Annotated in this window: 17 protein-coding genes; 5 read left to right on the forward strand and 12 right to left on the reverse strand. The window is 55.6% G+C overall.

Annotation, left to right across the window (positions count from 1 at the left end; genetic code table 11):
- Window positions 1–41: 41 nt before the first annotated feature.
- The 3 genes from HYPGJ_RS03995 to HYPGJ_RS04005 all read right to left on the reverse strand — a co-directional run bounded on the left by HYPGJ_RS03995 (window position 42) and on the right by HYPGJ_RS04005 (window position 2,027).
- Window positions 42–416: a PRC-barrel domain-containing protein gene (locus tag HYPGJ_RS03995; protein ID WP_052750837.1), complete on the reverse strand. Its 375-nt coding sequence runs from the start codon at window positions 414–416 to the stop codon at window positions 42–44.
- Between the two features lie 235 nt (window positions 417–651).
- Window positions 652–948, reverse strand: coding sequence for a hypothetical protein (locus tag HYPGJ_RS04000; protein WP_046846007.1), 297 nt, complete (start codon window positions 946–948; stop codon window positions 652–654).
- Window positions 945–2,027: a DMT family transporter gene (locus HYPGJ_RS04005; protein ID WP_046846008.1), complete on the reverse strand. Its 1,083-nt coding sequence runs from the start codon at window positions 2,025–2,027 to the stop codon at window positions 945–947. Before HYPGJ_RS04005 ends, HYPGJ_RS04000 begins: the two co-directional genes overlap by 4 nt.
- A gap of 184 nt (window positions 2,028–2,211) precedes the next feature.
- Between HYPGJ_RS04005 and HYPGJ_RS04010 the strand changes: the two genes are divergently transcribed.
- On the forward strand, window positions 2,212–3,261 hold the full coding sequence (locus tag HYPGJ_RS04010; RefSeq protein ID WP_046846009.1) for a LuxR C-terminal-related transcriptional regulator: 1,050 nt from the start codon (window positions 2,212–2,214) through the stop codon (window positions 3,259–3,261).
- Window positions 3,262–3,284: 23 nt separating this feature from the next.
- Here the strand turns inward: HYPGJ_RS04010 and HYPGJ_RS04015 are convergent, their stop codons facing one another.
- The 3 genes from HYPGJ_RS04015 to HYPGJ_RS04030 all read right to left on the reverse strand — a co-directional run bounded on the left by HYPGJ_RS04015 (window position 3,285) and on the right by HYPGJ_RS04030 (window position 7,005).
- On the reverse strand, window positions 3,285–4,055 hold the full coding sequence (locus HYPGJ_RS04015) for a hypothetical protein (protein WP_046846010.1): 771 nt from the start codon (window positions 4,053–4,055) through the stop codon (window positions 3,285–3,287).
- Window positions 4,055–5,458: a hypothetical protein gene (locus HYPGJ_RS04020; protein ID WP_052750792.1), complete on the reverse strand. Its 1,404-nt coding sequence runs from the start codon at window positions 5,456–5,458 to the stop codon at window positions 4,055–4,057. Before HYPGJ_RS04020 ends, HYPGJ_RS04015 begins: the two co-directional genes overlap by 1 nt.
- A gap of 482 nt (window positions 5,459–5,940) precedes the next feature.
- The gene (locus tag HYPGJ_RS04030; protein WP_046846012.1) at window positions 5,941–7,005 is read right to left on the reverse strand and encodes an AI-2E family transporter; all 1,065 of its coding nucleotides are present in this window, start codon (window positions 7,003–7,005) and stop codon (window positions 5,941–5,943) included.
- A 630-nt stretch (window positions 7,006–7,635) separates the two neighbouring features.
- On the opposite strand from HYPGJ_RS04030, the gene HYPGJ_RS04035 reads away from it, so the two are divergent.
- Window positions 7,636–8,748, forward strand: coding sequence for an efflux RND transporter periplasmic adaptor subunit (locus HYPGJ_RS04035; protein WP_046846013.1), 1,113 nt, complete (start codon window positions 7,636–7,638; stop codon window positions 8,746–8,748).
- 4 nt (window positions 8,749–8,752) lie between these two features.
- Window positions 8,753–11,902, forward strand: coding sequence for a multidrug efflux RND transporter permease subunit (locus tag HYPGJ_RS04040; protein WP_046846014.1), 3,150 nt, complete (start codon window positions 8,753–8,755; stop codon window positions 11,900–11,902).
- Window positions 11,903–12,030: 128 nt separating this feature from the next.
- Here HYPGJ_RS04040 and HYPGJ_RS04045 read toward each other — a convergent pair whose 3' ends face one another.
- The 6 genes from HYPGJ_RS04045 to HYPGJ_RS04070 all read right to left on the reverse strand — a co-directional run bounded on the left by HYPGJ_RS04045 (window position 12,031) and on the right by HYPGJ_RS04070 (window position 18,324).
- Complete coding sequence (locus HYPGJ_RS04045) at window positions 12,031–12,450, reverse strand: universal stress protein (protein WP_046846015.1); 420 nt, start codon at window positions 12,448–12,450, stop codon at window positions 12,031–12,033.
- A 181-nt stretch (window positions 12,451–12,631) separates the two neighbouring features.
- On the reverse strand, window positions 12,632–13,414 hold the full coding sequence (gene fabI, locus HYPGJ_RS04050; RefSeq protein ID WP_046846016.1) for an enoyl-ACP reductase FabI: 783 nt from the start codon (window positions 13,412–13,414) through the stop codon (window positions 12,632–12,634).
- Window positions 13,411–14,619, reverse strand: a complete 1,209-nt coding sequence (locus HYPGJ_RS04055; RefSeq protein ID WP_046846017.1) for an acetate/propionate family kinase — start codon at window positions 14,617–14,619, stop codon at window positions 13,411–13,413. The genes fabI and HYPGJ_RS04055 overlap by 4 nt, the downstream gene beginning before the upstream one ends.
- Window positions 14,620–14,622: 3 nt before the next feature.
- Window positions 14,623–15,582: a phosphate acetyltransferase gene (locus HYPGJ_RS04060; RefSeq protein ID WP_046846018.1), complete on the reverse strand. Its 960-nt coding sequence runs from the start codon at window positions 15,580–15,582 to the stop codon at window positions 14,623–14,625.
- Window positions 15,583–15,603: 21 nt separating this feature from the next.
- Window positions 15,604–16,032 (reverse strand): hypothetical protein, encoded by a 429-nt coding sequence (locus HYPGJ_RS04065; RefSeq protein WP_046846019.1) that lies wholly within the window; start codon window positions 16,030–16,032, stop codon window positions 15,604–15,606.
- Between the two features lie 42 nt (window positions 16,033–16,074).
- The gene (locus HYPGJ_RS04070) at window positions 16,075–18,324 is read right to left on the reverse strand and encodes a DUF3141 domain-containing protein (RefSeq protein WP_046846020.1); all 2,250 of its coding nucleotides are present in this window, start codon (window positions 18,322–18,324) and stop codon (window positions 16,075–16,077) included.
- Window positions 18,325–18,777: 453 nt separating this feature from the next.
- On the opposite strand from HYPGJ_RS04070, the gene sulP reads away from it, so the two are divergent.
- Together sulP and cax are read left to right on the forward strand one after the other, a co-directional pair.
- Window positions 18,778–20,574, forward strand: coding sequence for a sulfate permease (sulP, locus tag HYPGJ_RS04075; protein ID WP_046846021.1), 1,797 nt, complete (start codon window positions 18,778–18,780; stop codon window positions 20,572–20,574).
- Window positions 20,575–20,589: 15 nt separating this feature from the next.
- A complete protein-coding gene (gene cax / locus HYPGJ_RS04080; RefSeq protein ID WP_046846022.1) occupies window positions 20,590–21,651 on the forward strand; it encodes a calcium/proton exchanger in 1,062 nt (353 codons plus the stop codon).
- Window positions 21,652–21,653 lie beyond the last annotated feature (2 nt).

Raw genomic sequence — 21,653 nt, forward strand, 5'->3', positions numbered from 1 at the left:
TCGCTTCATTGCTTGCCGACGGGAGTCGTACGCAATGCCGCTTATGATTTGAAGAACTGATAGGCTGGCAACGCTTTCAGCGAATCCTTCGTGCCATCGGTGACGATCTTCAGGCTCGTCCCGTCACGCGTGATCTTGAGATTGCTGAACGGGACCGAGACGTACTTGTCTCCCATACCGAGGAAGCCGCCGACGCTCAGCACAACCTCGTCCATCGAGCCATCGGCTTTGAGAACGATATCTTCGATGCTGCCGATGTTCTCGTTGGCGCTGTTGTAAACTTTCGTGCCGACGAGCTTGCTGGTGCGGAATTCATCCGCCGTTTGCATGTTGTCGGCTGCAAACACGGGCGCGCTGATGGCGCTCGCAGCGAGAACCGCAGACGCTGCAAGGCTCTTCAGGAAAAGACGGGTCATGTATGCCTCCATTACACAGATGCATACAAATCGCACGACAGCCCTATTGGTTCCCCGCAATGCCTTTGGAGAACCCTCGCATCAGGTTTGGCGAACCGGAAGCGCCGCGCGGTTAATGGCGTTTATGCGTTGTAGCGCTTGACGAACAGCAGCGCGCAACCGAGGCAGCCGGCGGCTGCGGCTCCGATGATGATCAGGGCCAGCCAATCGGCCCCCGCGTATCCCCAGAATGCGCTCATGACGTCCGAGCCTCCGTCAGCAGTCCCGTGTCTCTCATCCGCGTCTTGCCGAAATCGGTGAGGGCGTAATGGAATGTCAGCATCGGCTTTCCGCGAATGGTTTTCAAATCCGACTGCAGGCGCGCGACCAATCCGCCGGCCGCCAGTTCGTCGAGAGCAATGCGAACGCTATTCTCCCAGTATTCCCCTGAAAGACCATATTCGCGAAGCGTCCTCGCGATCAGCTCTTCGTCCCAGAGGCTGGCGGAGCGGCTAAGCTCGACCAGCAGGAAGCCCTTCTGATGCAGCTTCATGGTGTGCTCACTCCTGTGTCGGTATCGCGAAGCTGAGCGACGGATTCAGCGGGCTCGCTGAACATGACGAAACTGCCGAGCACCGTCAGCACGAGGCCGATGAGGAAGTACCATTCCGGCAGCTGCAGCGTGAAGGCGGCGATGAAGATGAGCGCGAAGATCGCATAGAGATTGCCGATCGCTTCGCCGCGTCCAACGCCGATGAGAGTGAAGCTCTTGTAGAATGACGTATAGCAATACGCGTGACACGCGGCGGCAAGCAGGATCCACAGCACCGCTTTGCCGTGCGTCATCGTATCGACGATCAAGGTTCCGATCGGATAATCGGTGAACAACGCCAGAAACGGCAGGATCAAAAGCCCCCAGAAGAAAATCTCGAACGTGAAGCGGCATTGAATGCCGGCATCGGGATCAGACACGTCGATCGCGCGAGCAGCAACCGCGCCTTCCAGTCCCCAACCAATAGCCGACATGATGCCGCCGACATAGCCGAGCCACGCATGGTTGCTCGAAATGTCGAGTTCGCCGAACAGGCCCGGCCCGTAAATCGCGATGCCGCCCATAATGATGATCGCCATGCCGAGGGCAGCGCGTCCGGTGATCTTTTCCTTGAACCACAGCCGCGCGACGACAGCCCCGATGACGGGATAGAAGAGAGAGGTCACAGCCGCAAATACCGGCCCGACGAAACCCATCGCCATGTAGGAACCGAAGATCGCGAGCGGCCCTCCGCAGAGAGATGCGAGCGCGTACCACTTCGAGATCCGTCGAAAGCGAACGATCGTGCGGCCGTAATCCGCGATCTTCCCGAGCGCCCCGTTCCACAGCAGCAGAAAGCCGAAAATCATGATCGCGTGGATCCACGTCATGACGGCGGTAGCGGCGAGGCGAAGTCCCATGTCGTCGGCCGCAATATCGACGTAGGGCTTTTCATACCAGAGCGCAGTCCCCGGCACATACCAGGCGCCCCAGAGCACCGCTGTCCACAATGCCCAGGCGAACCCCCAACGCTGCAAGCGCGTGTAATGTGCCTTGAGTGCTTCTGTCCGAAGCCCGTCAACGGTCTCGACCGTGGCCATCAGAAAGTCCCTTCGCTGCGCAGCACAAAGTTCAGCCGAGAATCGACGCGGTCGGCTTTCATATGGGACAGATTAGTTTTTACTGGCGAGGATCACACAATAGTGCCAACTGGCATCATTCGCCGCGCGTCACCTCTGCGGGGCAGGCTTTTGATGTTCCGAGACGGACGGTCGACCTCGCGCAATGAGCGGAAAATCCAAGACATCACCCGTCACGCGCCTGACGGACGAGGAATGGTTTCACCGCACGGGCCGGGTCGCGATGTCGATCGGTCAGGACACATTTCACCGCGAGCTTCTTGAACTATTCGGCTCTGCGATGAAGCACGATTCCAGCTGGATTATGCGCTATTCGCGCTTCGCGCCGCCCGACATCCTTTACACGCACAACGTGCCCGACGAGATCGTGCAGCTCTACACACGCGAATGCTCGACGATCGATCCGTATTCGAACCATTGGAAAACCCGCGGCGCGCCCGGCGTTCTCACGCTGTCGCGTCTCAAATCAGAGAACGTCGAGTTCATCATATACGAGAAGATGTTTGGCGCCGCCGCCAACATTGCCGACGAACTCGCGATGTTCTTCACGACAGTCGGACATTGTTGCCTGGCGTTATTCCTGGTGCGCGAGAAAGGCACGTTTTCGGCTACCGACGTCGCGAGGGCTGAGCTGATCTTTCCAGCGCTCGATGGTTATCATCATGCGCATCTGAGCTCGCTGTTCAATGAACTCAAGTACAGCAACCGGTCGGGTATGGATGCCTTCATAAGACGTCCGATGCTGATTCATGATCGGTTTCACGAACAGGTTTACGCGAGCGACACGTGGATTCAGGCCGCAGCGCAAGACCCGGCCATCGACGAGATCGTGCACGCAGGAGCAAGCAAGGCGGCGCAGAAGTTCGAACTACGGAATTTCATTCTGCGATCCGAGACGCTCGATCGCCATTTTCCTCTCGCGCCGGGCGGACGCATCTACGCGTTGGAACCGAAGGCTTCGGAGAAAACCCAGCACGAGCATGTCGATCAGGTTGCCGCCACGCTCAGCGACTTTACGCGGCGAGAGCGTGAAATACTGGCGCTCATCATGATGGGACAAAGCACGGGCGAGATCGCGCAAAAACTCGAAATAAGCAAAGGCACGATCAAGAATTGCCGCCTGCGCATCTACCGCAAGGCCGATGTTACGTCTGAGCGGGCGCTGGTGAATAAATTTACCGCGATATTCAGGTGATCAACGCTACATCAGCACTTAATTCAGCGCGCGCTACCTGGCAGCGGCGATCGCAGCGACATTGCCGAGGCGTCAACCGCGAGGCGTTCGGACGATCGGTACTCGCGGAGCATATCTGAAGTGCCCGAAGCAAACTCTGCGCGATGCTCGGGCGGTGCGCGCAACGGCTCTAGATACGAGATGGCATTGACGTCGACGAGCCCGACCATTGCGGGGATGTAGGGCAGGTCGAGAAGTTTCGCGATCGTGATGCGATGCAGCCCGGAGCCACGCATGACAGCAAATCGTCCGGCGGCATCGATGCCGATTTGGACTCCGCCATACTCGCGGAAATTCCAGGGTTTCAACTGCTTCTGGGTCTTGAACGCTCTTTCCTTTTCGATACGGCGGTAGAGTTCATCCAGCTTGCGATAGCGCCGGGTAATCGCCGACTTGGTATTGTGGCTGATGCCGGCACGAAAGAACTTCACGCGCATCATGCGATTAATGAAGTCTGGCGTCTCCTCCCAGGGCAGGCCATCGCGCCAATGCATCAGACTGGACTTCACCGGAATCACATCTTCCAGCGGTGAGAAGCTCAAGCCACGACGCTCGAAATCGACAATGCGTCCGCTCGTACGACGGATATTCAAGCCTTCAGGCAATTGCCCCATGTAGAAGTTGATCTTCTTCGGATCGACCCAAATAAGTTCGGCCGTTCTCGGCGCTACCGTCCCGAACACGGCTCGATTTTCCCTGTCCCGGTGGAGGGCGCGCAGAGCGATCATGATCTGCTTGATGTCGTGAATGGCCATCATGTCCTCGACGCTTGAAGAATGATGTTTCGGGCAGCAGAGACTGACGTTTCGATGCCGCCTCCGTTGTGAAATAGGACGTACGTGGTCGGCGTACGGCGCGATAAGCAGTCGAAGACCAGACGGTCGTATCGCGCATGTCCGGCTTCGGTCATTTCTCGCTTGCGCTGCGAGAGACGCGCCTGCGGGACCAAAAGATGCATGACCGGAATGCGCTGCCCGAAGACGCGCGAAAGCCCGGAAGCCCGGTGTAGCCTCGGATGGTCGGATTTTCGGTCGACGATGACGAAATCGATCAGCGCGCGGTCGACGAGCGTCAGCTTGCGTCCTGAAAACAGATTCAGGAACGGAAGCGCTGTAGCGGCGCGCATATAATTGAAGGGCGCCAGCGTGTCGTCGAACTTTTCCCGCCCTTGAAACAGCAGCGGGCGGATCAACGCGACGGCAATCTTGTAGAGAATGGAATTTCGATAGAGCCGCTTGCCGACGTAACTTTTGAATTTATTCGGCTCGGCCTCGCGGAGTTTTTTGATGACGCTCGTTTTGCCGGAGCCGTCGCAGCCCATGATCGACATGCTGCGCGTTTTGCGGGGCGCGTCGAGCCACGCGGCGCGTATCTCCGTCACGATCTTGTGGCGCAATCGTATCGACGGTCTTGCGGCAGGCCAGAGCTTATTGTCCTCAAGCAGCTTGCGGCTCACCGCCAGCGCCTGTTCGTCGATCTTGCCCGAGTGCTGGATCCGAGCGAGGGCACCCGCCAATTCGGAAGAACCAGCCGAAGCGCACGTGCTTTCGTAGTTTGAGAGCCGTCCGCGCACGTGATCGTTGTCGAGCTTCCGCTTCTTGCTGACCAGATGCTCGAGGTAGATCGCCGCTTCGATCTCGGGCGGTAGTCTCGCGATCCCATTTGACGCCCCGACCAGATGAGCGACATCTTCGAATCTGAGGTAGTTCGTGCCGCCCGCAAGCTGCCAAAGCTCGATCCAGAAATCGAAGCAAAGGCTGTCGCGTCCGTCGATGTCGAAAATCTCGAGGCCAACCTTGTCGGCAGAGCGCGATCGTATGATCGCATGACATTCGCCCGCAAGCGTCCATTCGAACACCGCGCTTAATAGTGCGTCTACGGACGATCTGCTGGCGAGGAAGTCAACGTCGCCGCGACCGATATCCTCTGTGCTCAGCGGGGCTCCGCGAAGCTGCACGAAGCACCACGGTCCGTTCTGAATTCGGTCGATGATCGAGGAAAGCACCGCCCTCGGGTTTTCAAGCGGTGCGGTGCCGTCGCGGTCTGAGGTCGACACCTTGTGAACTTTATCCGCCGGAAGCGGGCTCGCAGTCCCGCGGGTCAGCCGCCAATCGGCGTCGGCAGGTTTCAGCTGTTGCGACACGCGCAGCGTCGTCATGCTGTCGATAACCCGCGCCGCAAGGTGGGAAAAAGAAGGGCGATCACCCGGCCGCCCGAGCGGCTCTGCGATGCGAGACCGAAGACGGCGTTCTCGGCCGCCGCCGCGTAACGCCAACGGTCCGGCGCTCGATATTTCGTTGCCGCAGGACGGAACGATGCCGCCGCTAGGCGGCCTGAAGCACTCCGCATCAGCACGGTTCCCCCCGTCTGAATTCGCTTCGTCAATCAAGCCAAATGGTCGAAGCGGAATAGGCCAAATCGCCTAGGTAGGGCGCCCTATCGTCACAAATATGTCAAGGGGCTGACATGGAATTGTTATGTATGGAAACCGTTTGTGAGCGACGCCGGCCGAGGTCTCCGAGGCCGCAGCAGCCTCTTGCGTCACCCGGCACTCCGTGCATGCTTGATCCCGCAGCACTCGCCCAATGTCGAGTCGAGTGGACGGGACAGCCGCATATCATCAGCCGACAGCCTTAGTATTTAAGCGGTCCCGGACTTGTTTCCGTTCATCCACGCTTGGCCCAGTTCCCAGGCAACAGAAAGAATTATCGGACCAACAAAGAGGCCAATGATTCCATAGGCGATCGTCCCACCAATGACGCCGATGACGATGACCAACATGGGAGTAGTGAGACCACGTGTCATTAAGATCGGGCGCAAAACGTTATCCAATAGCCCAATTGGGACCATGTAGGCGGTAAACAAAAGGGCGTGCAGCGCTTCCTGAGTCATCCAACTCCAAACAAGGATCGGCAGAAAGAGAACGCCTGGACCAATTTGGAGAATTCCAAGTACCAGCGAAGCGAAAGCGAAAATGCCCGCGCCGGGTACGCCGGCCACAAGAAAACCGATCCCTCCAAGAAACGATTGCAGCAACGCAACCCCAAGAACGCCACGAGAAATATTGCGGATAGTTGCGCCGGCCAGTTCCACCATTTCTGTACCTCGCGGGTTCAGAACGCGTTCCATGATCCGAGCAAGTACTTTGACAAGCTTGGGGCCTGGGCAAAAGAGAAAACCTGCTACGATAATCGAGAGCAGGAACTTGAGCAGCCCAATCAAAACGTTCGACGCAACCTGGAGGAGCCAGCCAGCCACAGGTTTCAACGCGGGTGCTAATTCAGCTAGTTGCGAGCTGATGTCCGTAATGGCGCGCGTCCAAAGCCGATAGATTTGATCTCCAGCGATTGGCCAATCTTTGATCGATTCTGGAGGGGCAGGAATGGATAATCCGCTGTCAAGTTTTTGGACAATGACTTCCACTCCGTTGAGCAGACCGAAGCCAAGCCACGTCACAGGTGCTAAGACGACAAACATGCAAAGTAATGTAACGAATGCGGCGGCAAACTTCGGGCTATTGAGCCGATATGCGAGCCAGCGGTAGATGGGGTAAAGCGCCACCGTCAGAATGGCGCTCCACACTAAGATCGTCAGAACCGGAGCAACGATTGCAAACGACAAATAAGCTAGCAACGTAAGCAAGCTGATACGAATAGCAAGATCGATCGCGACGGTCTGATCCTTCTGCGTATCGATCTCCGGCATTCGTTAAATTCCGGTTCAACTACGATCTCTATGCGCTTGGGCTGTCTGTCTGCTTAGCCATCGGGTCCATGAATTTGCGCGAATAACTTCCACCACTTTTGCTTGGCGCAGTAAATTTATCCTGGGCATCCGCAATGGCGAGGTCCCAATTGAGGGATACGCCCTTTTATAAAAAGGTTCCCCCTATATCGAACCAATAGCACGCTACGCTCCATTGAAGGGAGCCAATCAATGATGAATTGGGGCGAATATATCAGCTGATCGTTGGCCCTCATACTAAGCCGTCACCAAGGAAGCGTCCACGGTTTGTGTGTTGGCATGTTGAGCAGCTTCGATCCTCCGAGTCATTATTAGCATCAACTTCCATATTAAACGCTCTTGGCTCTCACGATGATTTTCGATAATATATCCCTTGATGGCTTTGGCGCGTCGTCCTTAGGCAAGTGTTCGGATTAAATCTTCAATCCTAAGAGGATTTAATGACAGCGCCGCGAGCGAACTTTTGAATTACTGACTAGGGCACGAACCAACTTCGGTATCGGCTCTCCTACGAGATCTATCACTTCGACGCACGTTCTCGGATCGTAGCCAACACAACACAGATTGTGGGGTACTAGGAAGGAGAGCGGCATGCGCAACACATTAGGCGCGGTCGTTGCACTTTATTTGATGTCATTTCCGGCCCTTGCGCAGCCGAAAGAAGCCCCATCACAAATATCAGTCGGTGTCGTAACCGCTGCGCGCAAGCCAATTGCAAAATCGCTGGATTTCGTCGGCCGTGTCGAAGCCATCGATCGTGTTGAGATCAGGGCGCGTGTCACAGGTTACCTGGAAGCGGTCGAATTCAAAGAAGGCGACTTGGTGCAGGCTGGCGCGTCCCTCTACAAAATCGAGAAGGGGTTGTTTCAGGCCGCAGTCGGAGAAGCGGCGGGCGCACTCGACCGGAGCAAAGCCGCAAAGGTATTGAGCGAAGTCCAACTGCAACGTGCTGAAGAATTGTATGAGAGGAACGTTGGCTCAGCCGTCGCGCGCGATCAGGCGCGTGCCGCTGATGAACAGGCCAAGGGCACGATCCTTATCGATCAGGCCAACCTGGACACGGCTAAGATCAACCTCGGCTACACCGATATCGTTGCCCCAGTAACGGGAAAAATCGGTCGAACGAACGTCACCAAGGGAAACGTCGTAAGCCCCGAGAGCGGGCCTTTGACGGTCATCGTCAGCCAAGATCCCATGTACGTTACGTTCCCTGTTAGCCAGCGGGAATTCCTGCGTTTGCAGCAGACAGGCAAACAACTCGACGTCACTCAGTTGAAAGCCAATTTGAAATTCGCCGATCTCAGCAAGTACGACCAGGAAGGCACCGTCAATTTCGTCGATGTTACGGTCAATCGCACGACCGATACCGTGCTCGTTCGTGCAGCCTTTCCGAATCCGAAAGGCGTACTCATCGACGGGCAACTCGTCCACGTATCGATTGAAGCGGGCAAGCCTGTCGAAAAAGTCGTCATCCCGCAGTCGGCACTCATCGCCGATCAGCAAGGGACGTACGTCTTCGTCGTCGATGACGGAAAAGCCGCTATCCGGAGGGTGAAGACCGGTGGCGAAAGCGGAGGCACGAGCATCATCGTCGAGGAGGGCTTGAGCGGAGGGGAGCAGGTTATTGTCGACGGTCTGCAGAGCGTGCGCCCAGGCGCAGCCGTGATCGCAACGCCTGCCCTTCAACTCCAGGATCGGAGTTGAAGGGATGTTATCCTCTATCTTCGTCGACCGCCCAAGACTTGCCATTGTCATCGCGATCGTCACGACGATAGCGGGCGTCCTGGCGTTATACGCAATCCCCTTTGCTCAATATCCGGATATCGTTCCGCCGCAAGTGCAGGTCACGACGACGTACCCGGGAGCCAATTCATCCGTTGTCGACACTTCGATCGCTCAACCCATCGAAGCGCAGGTCGTCGGCGTTGATAAGATGATCTACATGAAGAGCGTGAGCGGGGACGACGGCAGCTATACGCTGATCTGCTCATTCGAACTCGGAACCAATCCCGATATAAATACCGTGAATGTCAACAATCGGGTCCAAGTCGCGCTGTCGAGCTTGCCACCCGAGGTTCAGCGCCAAGGCGTGTCGGTTAAGAAGAAATCCTCAGCCCTTCTTGGCGTTGTGGCGCTTTACTCGCCCAAGCACACCCATGATCCGCTCTTTCTATCCAACTACGTCACGATCAACCTGCTCGACCAAATAAAGAGCACACCGGGCGTTGGCGACGCCGTCCTTTGGGGACCGCAAGACTACGCGATGCGGGCTTGGGTCAAAACCGACAGATTGACCGGATTGGGACTGACGACCGGTGACGTCATCAATGCGATCCAGGCTCAGAACGTTCAAGCCGCCGTCGGCAGGATAGGCGCGCGGCCGATATCAAACGAGCAGCAACTTCAACTCAATATCCAAACGAAGGGCCGCCTCAATAGCACTGCTGATTTTGAGAAGATCGTCCTGCGGACCAACCCTGACGGCTCGGTGCTGCGGCTGGGCGACGTTGCCCGGCTTGAACTGGGAGCAGCAAATCTGGATCGCGATACTCTATTCAACGGGGGGCCCGCCGCCGTTATAGCGATCTATCAATCGCCAGGGGCCAACGCGATCACCAACCTGAAAGCGGTGCGCACCAAGCTTGAAACCGCCGAGAAGCGGTTTCCCGACGACATGGCATGGAAGGTTACCTACGACCCTACGCAATTCGTGACGGATACCATCCATGAAGTGCGCAAGACTCTGATTGAAGCGTTCATTCTTGTGGTGCTCGTCGTTTATCTCTTTCTGGGCAGCGTTCGCGCTACGCTGATACCTACTCTCGCGGTTCCGGTTAGCTTGATCGGCGCATTTATTGTTCTGCTGGCGATAGGATATTCGGCAAACACAGTCTCGCTGCTCGCAATTGTCCTCGCGATTGGCATTGTGGTCGACGACGCCATCGTCGTGGTCGAGAATGTCGAACGCGTGATGGAAGAACATCCGGAGCTATCGCCGCCCGAGGCCACGAAACGAGCCATGGCCGAAATCACGGCTCCGATCATTGCCATAACGTTGGTTCTGCTCTCCGTCTTTGTGCCTGTCGCCTTTATTCCGGGAATTTCCGGAGAACTATTTCGTCAGTTCGCAGTGACAATTGCCGTTGCGATGCTTTTGTCGGCGATCAATGCTCTAACGCTGTCCCCAGCATTGTGCGGCATTCTCCTCAAACCGCATCATGGGCCGCGACGAGGCCCGATCGGCGCAATCATGCGAGCGATCGACAATGTGCGCGACGCCTATGGCGCAGCCGTCGCTCGCTTGTTGCGAATTTCTCTGTTTGGCTTGGCGTTAGTGGGCGTCGCGCTCGCAGGCACCTATGGACTGGCCAAGGTGACTCCAACCGGATTTCTCCCCGAGGACGACCAAGGCGCATTGTTCGTGCTCGCACAACTCCCCGGTGGCGCATCGGTGGGCCGCACAATTGATGTCGTCCGCCAGACCGAGGAGATTCTCAAAGGTGAAGCGGCTGTTCAGGACGTGACCTCGGTCGTGGGCCTCAATTTTATTGATAACTATTCGCAGTCAAATGCTGCGTTCATGGTCGTGACGTTAAAGCCATTTGAGCAACGCAAGGATCGCGCTCTGGGTGTGCGTTCGCTGATTCAACGTCTCGGCCCCAAGCTCCGAGAGATTCCTGGAGGCACGGTCGTGCCGTTGGCACCGCCGCCGATCATCGGCCTCGGGTCTGGAGGCGGTTTTGCGTATGTCCTTCAGGACCTGCGGGGAGGGGATCCGAAAGCATTGGCCCAAGTTTTGCGCGGGCTACTCGTTGCCGCTAACCAGGACCCAAAACTGGACCGCGTCTTCAGTACCTTCTCGGCGACAAACCCTTCGCTGTATCTCGATATCGATCGCGATAAAGCGCAGATTTTGGGAGTTCGGCTCAACGATGTTTTTCAAGCTTTGCAAGCGTCCCTTGGCGGGTATTTCGTCAACAACATGAATCTGTACGGCCGCACCTGGCAGGTACAGGTTCAAGCGGATGCCTCGGATCGATCCAGTATCGACGATCTCTACCGGATCAACGTCCGCAATGAAAAAGGCCAGATGATACCGATGCGGAGCCTCGTCGAGGTTCGAGTCGTCGTCGGTCCGCCATCGATCATTCGTTATAACAATCTTCGCGCGGTCACGATTCAAGGATCCCCGGCAGCAGGCGTGTCCTCTGGACAAGCGCTGAACGCGATGGAGGCAGTCGCCGCCCGCACCCTGCCGGATGGGTATGCCGGTGAATGGACAGACACAGCATTCCAGGAGAAGCGAGCAGAGGGCAAAACCGCGCTCATCCTTGGGTTTGCGTTGCTGTTCGCCTATTTATTCTTGGTAGCTCTCTATGAAAGTTGGACCATTCCGGTGCCGGTTCTTCTTTCCGTCAGCGTCGGCGTGTGCGGAGCTTTCGCAGCCATCGCCATCGGGGGGTTGACCCTCGATCTCTATGGGCAAATCGGAATGGTCGTTCTTATCGGTCTTGCGGCGAAGAACGGCATATTGATTGTCGAATTCGCAAAAGAGCAACGCGAGCGTGGGGTTGCGCTCGATGAAGCCGCCACGGAGGGGAGCCGTTTACGCTTCCGTCCGGTGATGATGACTTCCTTTGCCTTCATCCTGGGACTGCTTCCTCTTGTCGTCGCGGTGGGCGCTTCCGAACTCGCACGTCGCAATGTCGGGACACCCGTCTTCGGCGGAATGATAGCCGCATCCATCATCGGCATATTCGCGATCCCGTCCCTTTACGTCACCTTCCAAGCCATACGCGAGAAATTTAGACCTTCAGCCCGCCCTGCGACGAAGCCGGAGATTAATCAGGCTGCATGAGCTTGCGGCGATACCAGCCACATGAAATTAATCGCAATATATGAAACGATGTGGTCGCGGATATTCCAATTGGCTTGCACAGAATTTTCTGCGCAGCGCAATAAGAACAAGCACCTCGGCGCTTCCTGTTATCTTGCAACCGTCACCGGGCAATGCGCACGGGCAACTACACTGCTTGAGACCGAGCCAAGCACGAGTCGCGCTATGTTGCCCTTGCCGCCCGTACCGACGACGATATGGTCAATTCCATTGTCCTCGGCGTAAACGACGATGGAGCGCGCCGCATCGCGGCTTCTCACGCTTACCGTCTTGGGATTGGAAATACCCGCTTTACTCGCGACAGCAGAAGCATTGTCGAGAACGCGTTTCTCGTCGGAATCTTCCCAGGTATACTCAATAATTCCACCTCGCCCGTCGCCTCCGGCAGGCAAATTGACGGCGAGTAGGGTGAGGTCGGCTCCAGTGGCTTTTGCCAGTTCAGCCGCCTGGGTTATTGCGCTCTCGGAATGGCCGGTATCGTCTACTGCACAAAGCACTTTATGGGTCATTCTTTTGCTCCATTTGGAGTAAGCTTAGTTTGCTCGCCAGTCCCTCAGCCGTGATCAACGCTATCGTTTCCGAAAATAGATTGCCATAGATAATTATATCATCGCACATTTAGTGATTGCCATAAATCTGAAACGTCCGTCCCTCCAACGATAGCAATTTAATGGCGCCCTCTGGGCGGGTCTAATCAATGATGTGGTAGCCGCCATCAATATAGAGCGTTTCGCCGGTTATCAGTTTCGCCCCATCCATGCCGAGAAAGGCTACCGCAACGCCGACATCGTCGATCGAGACTAGGCTCCGGCTTGGCGCTTTTGATTGTGCCTTTTGAAGAAGCTTATCGAACGCCGTAATTCCCGATGCGGCGCGCGTTTTCAGAGGACCCGGGGATATTGCATGCACCCGGATGCCTTTTGGTCCTAATTCGGCGGCCAAATATCTTGTCGCCGATTCAAGAGCGGCTTTCACTGGACCCATGATGTTGTAGTGCTCCACGACCATTTGCGAGCCGTAGTAAGTCATCGTGAACAAGGCGCCACCTGATTTCATGAGTGGCTCGGCAAGCTTGGCCATCCTGATAAACGACCAGCACGAAATCTCCATTGCACGAAGAAATCCATCTCTGGAGCAATCGACGACGCGACCCTGCAGGTCATCCTTCGGAGCAAACGCGAGGGAGTGAAGGCAGAGATCGAGCCTTCCCCATCTCTTCTCAATTTTTTCGAATACGTCCTCAAGTTGCCCTTCATGCTGGAGATCGAGAGGCATGAGGATTTGCGCGCCGACCTCCTTAGCCAGGGGTTCGACGTGCGGTTTAGCTTTTTCATTAAGATACGTAACCGCAACGTCTGCGCCGAATGCGTGAAACGCCTTGGCACATCCCCACGCTATGGACTGATCGTTTGCGATACCGGTAACGAGCGCCTTTTTGCCTTTGAGCAAGTTTAGCGAAGAAACATCAATCATGCCCGCTTCTCCTTGGGCATTTCTTGCTTTTGCAACATTTGCAATGTGTGCCTTGCAATCATCAGCTCTTCGTCGGTCGGCACCACGTAACACCCAACACGGGAGGCATCGCTCGAGATGCGGAGTTGGTTTTTTCCGTTCGCTGTTTCCGACAGTTCTATCCCGAAGCACGACATGCGAGCGACCACCGCCCGGCGAATTTCCGGTGCGTTTTCTCCAATTCCGGCGGTAAAGATCAAGCCATCGATTCCGCCCAATGCCGTTGCGAGCATCCCCCCGAAAAGCGCGATGCGATAGGCAAAGTAGTCGAGTGCCAGCCTGGCCCTTGGGTCGACGCTCGAGAGCAAATCTCTGACGTCATTGCTAATGCCTGATAGGCCCTTGAGGCCGCAATCGTTATAAAGGAAATGTTCGACGTCTTTAACGCTCATGCCCTTTTCATTCATAAGATAGAGCACGACGCCGGCATCGATCTGACCTGGACGCGTACCCATCGGCAAACCATCCAGAGCCGTAAATCCCATGCTGCTTTCAATGCTCTTTCCTCCTTGTAACGCACACATCGATGCGCCGCTTCCGAGGTGAGCGACGACGACCCGATGATCGCCAATTTCAGGAGCGACTTGCGGAATCCTCGATGCAATATACTCGTAGGACAACCCGTGAAATCCATATCGGCGCACGCCCTCACGATAAAGTCGATCGGGAATCGCGTAGCGGTCCGCAATTTCCAAATGATGTCTATGAAAAGCAGTGTCGAAACACGCGACCTGCAAGAGGTGCGGCTGTCGCTCCAGAACGATTCTTATTGGCGCGAGGTTGTTCGGTTGGTGAAGAGGTGCAAGCGGCACAAATCGCTGCAGGTGATCCAGGACGCGGGAGTTGAGCAACGTTGGTTCAATGAACTCCGGGCCTCCGTGGACGACCCTATGTCCAATCGCAACGGGCAACCTTCCAACATACTCGCGTAGGAACACGACCAGTCTATCAAGTGCGTGATGCAATTCGCCGACTTCGTCGGTCCCCCACACCTTATCAATGACACGTTGACCGGTAGCATCGCTTGCAACTAATCGTGGCCTCGTCCCAATACCCTCGATCTGACCTTTAAGCCGCCGATCGAGTTGTTTTCCAGGTGCAATTGCAAACAGCTGAAATTTGATACTCGAGCTGCCCGCGTTGATGACCAGTATGGTATCGGACATTGGTCATGCTCTGATCGGAGCGTTAGCCCGTCTGCTGTAAGCAAGCAATTTGGCGACGGCGCAGGAAGCCAGGCGTGTCCGAACATTGTCGGCTCGCGACGTCAGAATGATCGGTACTCTCGCTCCCAGAACGATTCCAGCAGCGTCAGCATTAGAAATAAACGTAAGATTTTTGGCGAGCATATTGCCCGCTTCCAAATCCGGTACGACAAGGATTTGCGCATGCCCCGCCACGGGCGACTTGATGCCCTTGACGCGCACCGCCGTTAAACTGATGGCATTGTCGAACGCGAGTGGTCCATCCAGTTCTCCGCCGGTGATCTGACCACGATCAGCCATCTTGCAAAGCGCGGCTGCTTCAATAGTCGACGGAATGGCGGTGGTAACTGTTTCGACGGCCGATAGAATAGCAACTTTGGGCTTGCCGAGACCTAAGGCCGTGTAGAGGTCAATCGCGTTTTGGACGATATCACGTTTCGCCATCAGATCCGGCGCAATGTTAACTGCGGCATCCGTCACAAACAGCGTCTGTGAATGTGTGGGCACGTCCATGACAAACACGTGGCTAATTCGTCTTTCGGTGCGAAGACCCGTTTCTCGACTCGTCACGGCACCAAGGAGCTCATCGGAATGAAGACTGCCTTTCATGAGCAGTTCGGCTTTGCCGCTACGCACGACATCGACGGCCTTTGCGGCGGCGGCGTGGCTGTGAGGCACGTCGATGATCTCCAGACCATCGAGATTGAGACCAATTGTTCTCGCAATCTCGATCATCTTTGCTTTTGGTCCCACGAGTATCGGGGTTATCAGTCCCGCATCCCGCGCTTCGATGGCGCCACGAAGTGATGACTCGTCGCAAGGCTGTGCAACAGCGGTCGGGAGCGGACTCAAACGCTGCGCCGCTGCAACCAGTCGTTCGTATTTTTCATGCCGATGAATTTTGGAGACGATTGCCTCTGCCATGGCGCCTCTCCTTCGGAAGTTTCACCACGCGATTGATAAAGAAATGTCGCCGGGCATACCGCCGGGAAAATTGATGATTTCCGCGCGAAGTTTGTAGCCGAGCGGCCGCAATTCCTTGTCGTAGAAATCATAGGCATCCTTGGCGAAACCTGTCAGCGTCGTTGGCCATTCCGCGTCGGCAATATTGATCCGCCTTCCACCGTCGCTGCAGTAGCTAGACGGGAAGGTGATGACCTCCAAATGATGATGGCCGTTTTGAGCGGCGATCCGAACTGCGTTGTTTATCCGCTCGACGGCTTCCGGTGCGACTTTGCGCGACATGAAAGCCTCGCGTAGCGCTCGGTCTTGTTGCTTCTTTTTGTTCGCTAGCTGCCGATCGCGATCAACCTCTGCCATCTCCGCGTCAGAGCTAATCATCTTTAGGTCTTCGGGGCGAAGGAGTCCGGGCATTGCTAACTCCGTTTGTCTGGGGGCCGACGAACCTTGCTCCCATTAATGCCGCTTTTCGGCTCTGCTGTTGCGCGATGTCGAAATGGCTGCCTGCTTTGCAGGCAGCGTCGTGATGTCTTCATTTTCAAATAATGCTTCCACTTCCGCCAAGCGTTCACGCGCCAGCTTGCTGTGAACTCCGACCAGCTCGATCATGCGATCGAGCTTGCCCTTCATTCGGGTTGCCAAGTCTGGATCGGTCGCGAGCATCTCTGGGATGGCGGCAACTGCGCGACGTTCATCAAGAAGCAACATCAAGAATTGTTCGCGCAGGATCTGTTTGAATGCGGCGAGATTCAAACCTTTGCCGGTTTCATCTCGCATTCTTCGGAGAAGATTGAAGCCGCGTTCATCCACGGCTCCATCGGGCATTCGTACATATAGCAGCGCACGAATAACTGCTTCCCGAGGGCCACCATCGGCGAGCCTTTGCTTCAGTTCGGCTATTTTTTTCTCAACGAGAGCGTGATGCGCGGGATCATCTCCTACTCTGAGACGTGGAATTTCATCGGATGCCCTGAGACCGACTGCTGCCTGAAGAAATGGCGAACCGTAAATCGCATGAAACCATGCTTGCGCGGCATCGTCTCGAGCATCCCTGTAGGCGTCGAGTGCCAGGACCATCCAGTCGCCGAACCACTCTTGCATCTGCCAAAAGATGTTGTCTTTTGAAACGGGTCGGCGATTTTCCCGAAGCCGAACGGCATCGGACGCCAGCGATCGGATGAATGGGTTAGCGCCTGAGAAGAACTCATACTGCATGCGCAAAGGATGAAGCCGGCGCGTCAATTCGGCTGAACTCTCATTCGCCCAGGTTTGAATCCAGGGCTGAACAAATGTCCGATAGAGACCAAGATTTATTTCGGAGAGCCGGGCGACGGTCGCAAACTCGCGGTCATCGTCCTCACTATTGCTGCCAAGCTCGCGAATATCATCCAAGCTGCGCGCTTCAAAACGAATAAGATAGTCGCCCAAAATAAGATCGGCCGTGGGATCGTCGGGATCTTTCGGCGTCATAACGGCTTCGTAGAGGCCCGGCGGCAACGTATCGATTAAATCGATGTTGTTCGCAAACTGATCATGCTCTTTTTTTGCAATAGACCCCGATACAAAAATTCCAAGATGCCCGATAGATTCGTGCACAGCATAGACGATCGTCTGCCCGTGGGCTCGAATGTCTTCAACGCTATCGTAAAGATCAATTATCCAGTTCAACGCTTGCGGCGGCGGTGTGATGTTGTCTGCCTTCGAACAGAAGATCACGATCGGCGAACTGATATTGCGAAGATCGATGAGGTTGCCGTTCGAAGACCTGACGGACGCCGATGACAGCTTGTTTCCAACGAACAATTCGTCGGCGATGAACTGCATTTCACCGGCGTTGAGAAGCACATGACCGCCCCACCATTGTTCAAATTCCAGATATCTCGGGGCTTCGGTGTCGATTTTGGAATAGAGATTGTAGTGCTTGGACCAAAGGGTATTCGCGGGATTGAGATTTTCGAAATTGGAAACCAACCACGCACCGTCGAACTTGCCGTTTCCAACATCCCCGAGCAAAGCCGTCGTCCAAGTGCCGCCGAGCACGCCAGCAGTATATCGCATTGGGTTTTGTTTTGGCGCTCCAGCCCAATACGATAAAGGAGATCCTGCCACAATAATCGGACCAAAAAGCTCTGGTCGCGCCGCAGCAAGCATCATTACCGCCCAGCCCGCTTGACAGTTTCCTATCACGGCCGGCTTACCATCGGCCTCGGGATGTAAACTGATCACGTGCTCGAGAAATTTCGCTTCCGCCTCAGCGATGTCCTCGATGGTTTGACTGCTAACGGGATCGGGAAGGAAGCCGATGAAGTAACAAGGGTGCCCCGCCTTCATCGCTACGCCGATCTCGCTTTGCGGCTTGAAGCCTCCAATGCCCGGCCCATGTCCGGCTCTCGGATCGACAATCACGAAGGGACGCTTGAACTTATCCGGCTTCTTACCGTCAGGTGGGATGATACGGGCAAGGACGTAATTTACTGGCTTTTTAAGCTCACGTCCGTCGAGCACGAGCTCGCAACTAAATTTCAGAACATGCGGCGCAACTTTTGCGGCATGTTCGTAATACTTAGCGCTCCTTTGCTCCAAGACGTCGAGAAAGAGAATGCTCCGCTGCCAAGCGTCGATCGAATAGTTCCACGCGTCCTGCACCAGCCCAAAGGGCCATTGGACGTTAGTCTCGCACGCCGCTGAAATTGCGGGCTCGGCCATATGCGGTACTCAAAAAAATCAGCATGCATATTAATATGCGTCAGCATATGCCGAGATTGCTTAAAATCAAGAGAGGAATCGTGACGGGTTCGATCCAAGGTTTTAGGCGCGAACACAGTAATGCGTCTCATTCTAGGGTTCAGCCCTTTGGTGAACAAAGTTCGTCGCCACCCGAAGTCATTCCGACGATTGAGATTCCGCAGACGTTGCATTGCCTCGCCACGACATTCGACTTTCAAATTGAATTTTGATCAAGCGTCCACGCGACGTGATCCAATTCATTAATGCTGTCGTCGTCCGCTCGATGATCGACGGGATACAGATGACGTGCTCCGGCGGATGCTCATCTCAATTTATAAATCTATTGCCGTCGATGACACGTCGGATCATTGTGAGAGTGGGCCCCTGGACCGAGGTCGCTCGGATATCCGGGTCTGCTGATGGTTTAATCGCATGGCCACTAACCCCGCCGCTTCGCCTACATCTAAGCAAAGCCAACTCCTGCCACCGCAATCAACAGGCGATCGGTCGGGCTTTGACCGCTGGCTGCCGGGTCTACGGATATTGCGGCAATATCGACCGGATTGGCTCAAACACGACATCGTCGCTGGGCTTGTTCTTGCTACGATGCTCGTTCCTGTCGGGATTGCCTACGCGGTCGCATCCGGCGTGCCAGGCATATATGGGCTCTACGCAACGATCATCCCGCTATTGGCGTACGCTCTTTTTGGCCCAAGCCGAATTCTCGTTCTGGGCCCGGATTCATCACTCGCCGCTGTTATTCTTGCGGTTGTTCTTCCTTTGTCGGGCGGAGATCCACTTCGCGCGATCGCACTCGCCAGCGCAATGGCAATCGTCTCAGGCGTCGTCTGCATCGGAGCAGGATTGATCAAACTGGGCTTTGTAACCGAACTCCTCTCCAAGCCCATACGCTACGGCTACATGAACGGTATCGCCCTAACGGTTTTGCTGAGCCAAGTACCAAAACTTCTCGGTTTTTCCTTTGAAAGTCACGGTCCCCTCCGTGATCTGGGGTCGATCATGAAAGGCATAATCGGCGGGCGAGTGAATTGGACTGCGTTCCTGATAGGTGCCGGAGCGCTGCTCACGATCTTTGCGCTGAAGCGAAGTAAGGTGCCCGGCCTGCTAATTGCTGTCGCAGGAGCAACCGCGATCGTCGGAATTTTTGGGTTGAGTAAGAGTGCAGGCGTGTCGGTTCTCGGGTCACTCCCGCAAGGCTTACCCACATTCGATATTCCCTGGATCAATCTCGCAGATGTTACGACAGTTCTATCAGGTGGCTTGGCCGTCGCTCTCATCTCATTTGCCGATACGAGCGTTCTTTCTCGCGCCTACGCCGCGCGCACGCGAACATATGTCGACCCTAACCAGGAGCTGGTCGGCCTTGGCGTAGCCAATCTTGCCGCCGGTTTTTTTCAAGGCTTCCCAATCAGCAGCAGCTCGTCGCGTACTCCCGTCGCCGAAGCGGCCGGAGCTAAAACTCAATTGACCGGCGTTGTTGGTGCGCTGGCGGTTGCACTTCTCATTATCGCTGCTCCCAATCTCCTGCAAAATCTGCCTACGAGCGCTCTCGCTGCCGTCGTTATTGCCTCGGCTATTGGACTGGTCGAGATCCAGGACCTGATCCGCATCTATAAAATGCAGCGATGGGAATTCTGGCTTTCGATGTTGTGCTTCGCAGGCGTTGCCACGTTCGGCGCAATACCCGGGATCGCATTCGCAGTGATCATCGCCGTTATAGAATTTCTTTGGGACGGATGGAGACCCCACTCCGCTATCCTTGGCCGGGCTAACGGGATAAGCGGCTATCACGATGTCAGCCGCTACCCGCAGGCTCGTCTCATTCCGGGACTTGTTCTCTTCCGTTGGGATGCCCCACTTTTTTTCGCCAACGCAGAACTGTTTCAGGCACGCGTCATTGGCGCTGTCGAGAATTCGCCGACACCCGTGCATTGGGTTGTTGTAACGGCTGAGCCCGTGACAAGCGTGGACGTCACAGCGGCCGATGTTCTCTCTGAACTTGAAAAAACTCTAAGAGAAGCCGGTATCAAACTTTCGTTTGCCGAACTGAAAGACCCCGTCAAAGACAAGTTGAAGCGTTTTGGATTGTTTACGCAGTTCGGAGAGCAATCCTTCTATCCAACAATTGGAGCAGCTGTGAGGGCATATCTCACGTCGCATCCCGTAGATTGGGTTGATTGGGAAGACAAACACCCGTCCGCATCCTGAGCGATAGAACATGCGATGTTGAACTGGTTCCTAGCCTTTGTGCCGATCGCGATCGTCCTCCATCATTTCGCGCCAGGACGGTATGAACTTGTTTTCATAACAGCGGCCATCGGCATTTTACCGTTAGCCGCGTGGCTCGGGCGGGCAACCGAGCAATTGGCAGACCGGTCGGGCGAAGGCATAGGAGGCCTTCTCAACGCAACTTTCGGCAATGCCGCAGAACTTATCATTGCACTCGCAGCTCTTCGTGCCGGCCTCTATGACGTTGTGAAAGCCACGATTGTGGGCTCGATCGTTGGAAATATCCTTCTGGTCCTTGGCGCTGCCATGCTGGCCGGGGGAATGCGATATCCGGAACAGCACTTTAACTTGGCAGGCGCTCGAGCGCAGGCAACAATGCTGACTCTGGCAGCGATCGCGCTCATCATTCCCGCCGCCTACCATGGCCTCGTGGGAGAGCTATACGCCGGCGGCGAGAAATCCCTCAGCATCTCGATTTCGTTGGTGCTTTTGGTCGTCTACTGCATGTTTCTTCTATTTTCCCTCTGGACGCACCCATCATTTTTCTGCGGCGTCAACCTGCCAGACGATGAAACAAGCTCGCAACCTTGGTCACTCTCATGGTCCATCGCCGTGCTCGCGATATGCACGTCGGCGATTGCGTGGTTAAGTGAAATTCTCGTCGGCACAATTGAACCGACGGCTCAGGCACTCGGCCTCAGCGATATTTTCATCGGCGTATTTGTAATCGCAATTCTTGGTAACGCCGCCGAACATGCCTCCGCCATCACGGCAGCGATAAAGAACCGAATGGATCTCAGCTTATCGATCGCGATCGGGTCGAGCATTCAGGTGGCGTTGTTCGTTGCCCCTTTACTCGTCCTGGCAAGTTTAATTATTGGGCCCGAGCCCATGGACCTTCTTTTCGGAAAGGGCTTGATCCTCGCGGTGTTCGTCGCAGTCCTCATTACGGGCCAGATCGCAAGCGATGGGCGGTCGAACTGGCTAAAGGGCGTTCAACTTCTCGCCGTTTACCTGATCCTCGGTCTCGCCTTCTTTCTTACCCCGCGAGCCTGAAC

Origin of the sequence: Hyphomicrobium sp. GJ21 (assembly GCF_001006785.1) — a bacterium.
Classification (GTDB): domain Bacteria; phylum Pseudomonadota; class Alphaproteobacteria; order Rhizobiales; family Hyphomicrobiaceae; genus Hyphomicrobium_B.

Bases quoted from the DNA above. Each gene is read 5' to 3' on its own strand.
- HYPGJ_RS04030 (WP_046846012.1), bottom strand. From the start codon at position 7,005: ATGCCGGAGATCGATACGCAGAAGGATCAGACCGTCGCGATCGATCTT.
- HYPGJ_RS04040 (WP_046846014.1), top strand. From the start codon at position 8,753: ATGTTATCCTCTATCTTCGTCGACCGCCCAAGACTTGCCATTGTCATC.
- cax (WP_046846022.1), top strand. From the start codon at position 20,590: ATGTTGAACTGGTTCCTAGCCTTTGTGCCGATCGCGATCGTCCTCCAT.
- sulP (WP_046846021.1), top strand. From the start codon at position 18,778: ATGGCCACTAACCCCGCCGCTTCGCCTACATCTAAGCAAAGCCAACTC.
- HYPGJ_RS04035 (WP_046846013.1), top strand. From the start codon at position 7,636: ATGCGCAACACATTAGGCGCGGTCGTTGCACTTTATTTGATGTCATTT.
- HYPGJ_RS04045 (WP_046846015.1), bottom strand. From the start codon at position 12,450: ATGACCCATAAAGTGCTTTGTGCAGTAGACGATACCGGCCATTCCGAG.
- HYPGJ_RS04070 (WP_046846020.1), bottom strand. From the start codon at position 18,324: ATGGCCGAGCCCGCAATTTCAGCGGCGTGCGAGACTAACGTCCAATGG.
- fabI (WP_046846016.1), bottom strand. From the start codon at position 13,414: ATGATTGATGTTTCTTCGCTAAACTTGCTCAAAGGCAAAAAGGCGCTC.
- HYPGJ_RS04010 (WP_046846009.1), top strand. From the start codon at position 2,212: ATGAGCGGAAAATCCAAGACATCACCCGTCACGCGCCTGACGGACGAG.
- HYPGJ_RS04000 (WP_046846007.1), bottom strand. From the start codon at position 948: ATGAAGCTGCATCAGAAGGGCTTCCTGCTGGTCGAGCTTAGCCGCTCC.
- HYPGJ_RS03995 (WP_052750837.1), bottom strand. From the start codon at position 416: ATGACCCGTCTTTTCCTGAAGAGCCTTGCAGCGTCTGCGGTTCTCGCT.
- HYPGJ_RS04015 (WP_046846010.1), bottom strand. From the start codon at position 4,055: ATGGCCATTCACGACATCAAGCAGATCATGATCGCTCTGCGCGCCCTC.
- HYPGJ_RS04020 (WP_052750792.1), bottom strand. From the start codon at position 5,458: ATGACGACGCTGCGCGTGTCGCAACAGCTGAAACCTGCCGACGCCGAT.
- HYPGJ_RS04060 (WP_046846018.1), bottom strand. From the start codon at position 15,582: ATGGCAGAGGCAATCGTCTCCAAAATTCATCGGCATGAAAAATACGAA.
- HYPGJ_RS04055 (WP_046846017.1), bottom strand. From the start codon at position 14,619: ATGTCCGATACCATACTGGTCATCAACGCGGGCAGCTCGAGTATCAAA.
- HYPGJ_RS04065 (WP_046846019.1), bottom strand. From the start codon at position 16,032: ATGCCCGGACTCCTTCGCCCCGAAGACCTAAAGATGATTAGCTCTGAC.
- HYPGJ_RS04005 (WP_046846008.1), bottom strand. From the start codon at position 2,027: ATGGCCACGGTCGAGACCGTTGACGGGCTTCGGACAGAAGCACTCAAG.